Genomic DNA, 1,857 nt, shown 5'->3' on the forward strand with positions numbered 1-1,857 from the left:
CGGCCATATTGATTAACGCATCAATCTTTTGCGTGCTAACACGAATGGAGCCACCGTTGTCATTCGCCTTCCGATCTGCAGCCCGGGCACCCGCTTTCGATTTAGGTTTCGCCGCTGGCTTTACCTGCGGCTGAGCATCGGGCACTTCGGTGACGGCTGGTACTTCCGATACCAGGGCTGCATTACTGTCTGCCGTGGCTTCAACTTCAGGTGTTTCTATTTCAATTTCAGGCGAGGCTTGACCAGCTGAAAGCGACTCGCTGCCTGGAGCTGAATCGACTGCATCAGATACCAGCTCACCGGCATCAAGTGCTACCGTGTCATTGATATCACTCACAGCCTCCTCTTCTGGCGGCTGCACCATTGCTGATAAGAGGTCGGTCTCGTTATCCGCAGGCGGTATAACAGGCTCTTCTGTTACGCCAAAGTCTTCCGCTGTCATCACAGGTTCTACTGCGTCGCAAGAAGATTCACCCAGTACGGTTTCTCGCAGATAACTGACAGCGTCCTGCCCAGTTTGCTCTTTACGCGCGGCTTCCTGCTCCGCAATGATCGCTCTCAATTGATTCGCATGGGCTTCCTGCAGAGGCTCGATGATGAGCTCGCACTGACTCGCCACAGGTGAGAACACCTCACGGACAGCATCTGAACCCACATCAGTCACTACATTGATATCCCACGCCATGTAGCACTGCTCTGGATTAATGCGCGCCAACCCCGGCAGCACATTGACATCCGATTTTGCATCTACACCACCGAGCTTTGCCAGCTGACGAATAAAATCAAGAGGGTCAAAGCCATTCAGAAACAGATCATGATCAGGAACAAACTGCACCGCCCAGCCCGGTGTCACAACATCGCCAGGAGGTGCTAATAAGGCATTCATGGTGCTATCGTCATCGGACTCAGACGCTGCTGATTCCAGATCCAACAGATCTAATAACGGATCTTCTGAAGGGGCCTCTGCGAAGCCCAAGGGCTCATCTAGCACCGTTTCTATTTGCACTTCAGGTTGCAGATCAGGTTTCGGTATCTCGGGCTCTGATACAGTTACTGGTGCTGGCGCAGCCATTACGGGCTCACGATTTTCCAATGTCGCCGTCAATCGCTCAACCAAAGAGGCAATCAAAACAGCGTCATTATCAACGCCCTCTTTGATGGCAGCGAACATACCGCGAAGCGCATCCACACATTCCAGTAGCAAGCCGATGACTGGCATATCGATCTTGCGCTGACCTTCGCGGACTTCGTCCAGCAAGGTCTCCATAAGATGAGTAAAACCCGCCACCTCATCCAGACCCAACATCCCGCTGCCACCCTTAATAGAATGCGCACCGCGGAAGATGGTATTAATCAGTTCAGAATCGTCACCGCCGTTATCGAGGTCGAGCAACGACGTCTCCATATCAGAGAGCGCTTCCAGGCTGTCTTCCATCAAAACATCAAGAAATTCGCTAGTATCAATACTCATAGCTTTTGCTCTCGTTCAAACAGATATATCACACACATATCAATCACAACCCAATCACAGCAGACCAAGCTGCTCTTTCAGCCCAAGCAGAGACACCGCATCCGTAAAAGTCGCTGAGCAACCTGTCCAGACGGTTTTTTTGCCACTTTGATTCTGAGCAATAATAAAAGCAGTGAGCGTTTGCAGACTGGCCGCATCAATAGCCGTTACATTTGAGGCATTGAGAGAAACATCAGACTGGGACGCAGCAAGCTCCGTCAGTTGGCGATGGAGACCTCTGACACTTACCACAGTGCAGCTTTCAGGCAGGTTAAATTCACGCATAGAGAAACCCGATAAGTCCTTGTCTAAGAGACATCCTTAGCAATCTTCCCTATATCATCGGC

2 protein-coding genes are annotated in these 1,857 nt (G+C 51.2%); both read right to left on the minus strand.

What is annotated here, in order from left to right; genetic code table 11:
- Positions 1-1,471 (minus strand): Hpt domain-containing protein (locus ABYW01_RS20680; protein ID WP_372836405.1); only part of this gene is annotated, 1,471 nt, incomplete at its 3' end.
- A 54-nt stretch (positions 1,472-1,525) separates the two neighbouring features.
- On the minus strand, positions 1,526-1,795 hold the full coding sequence (locus tag ABYW01_RS20685) for an STAS domain-containing protein (protein ID WP_372836407.1): 270 nt from the start codon (positions 1,793-1,795) through the stop codon (positions 1,526-1,528).
- Positions 1,796-1,857 lie beyond the last annotated feature (62 nt).

The sequence above is a fragment of the Pontibacterium sp. genome (genome assembly GCF_041587635.1).
Taxonomy (GTDB): domain Bacteria; phylum Pseudomonadota; class Gammaproteobacteria; order Pseudomonadales; family Balneatricaceae; genus Pontibacterium.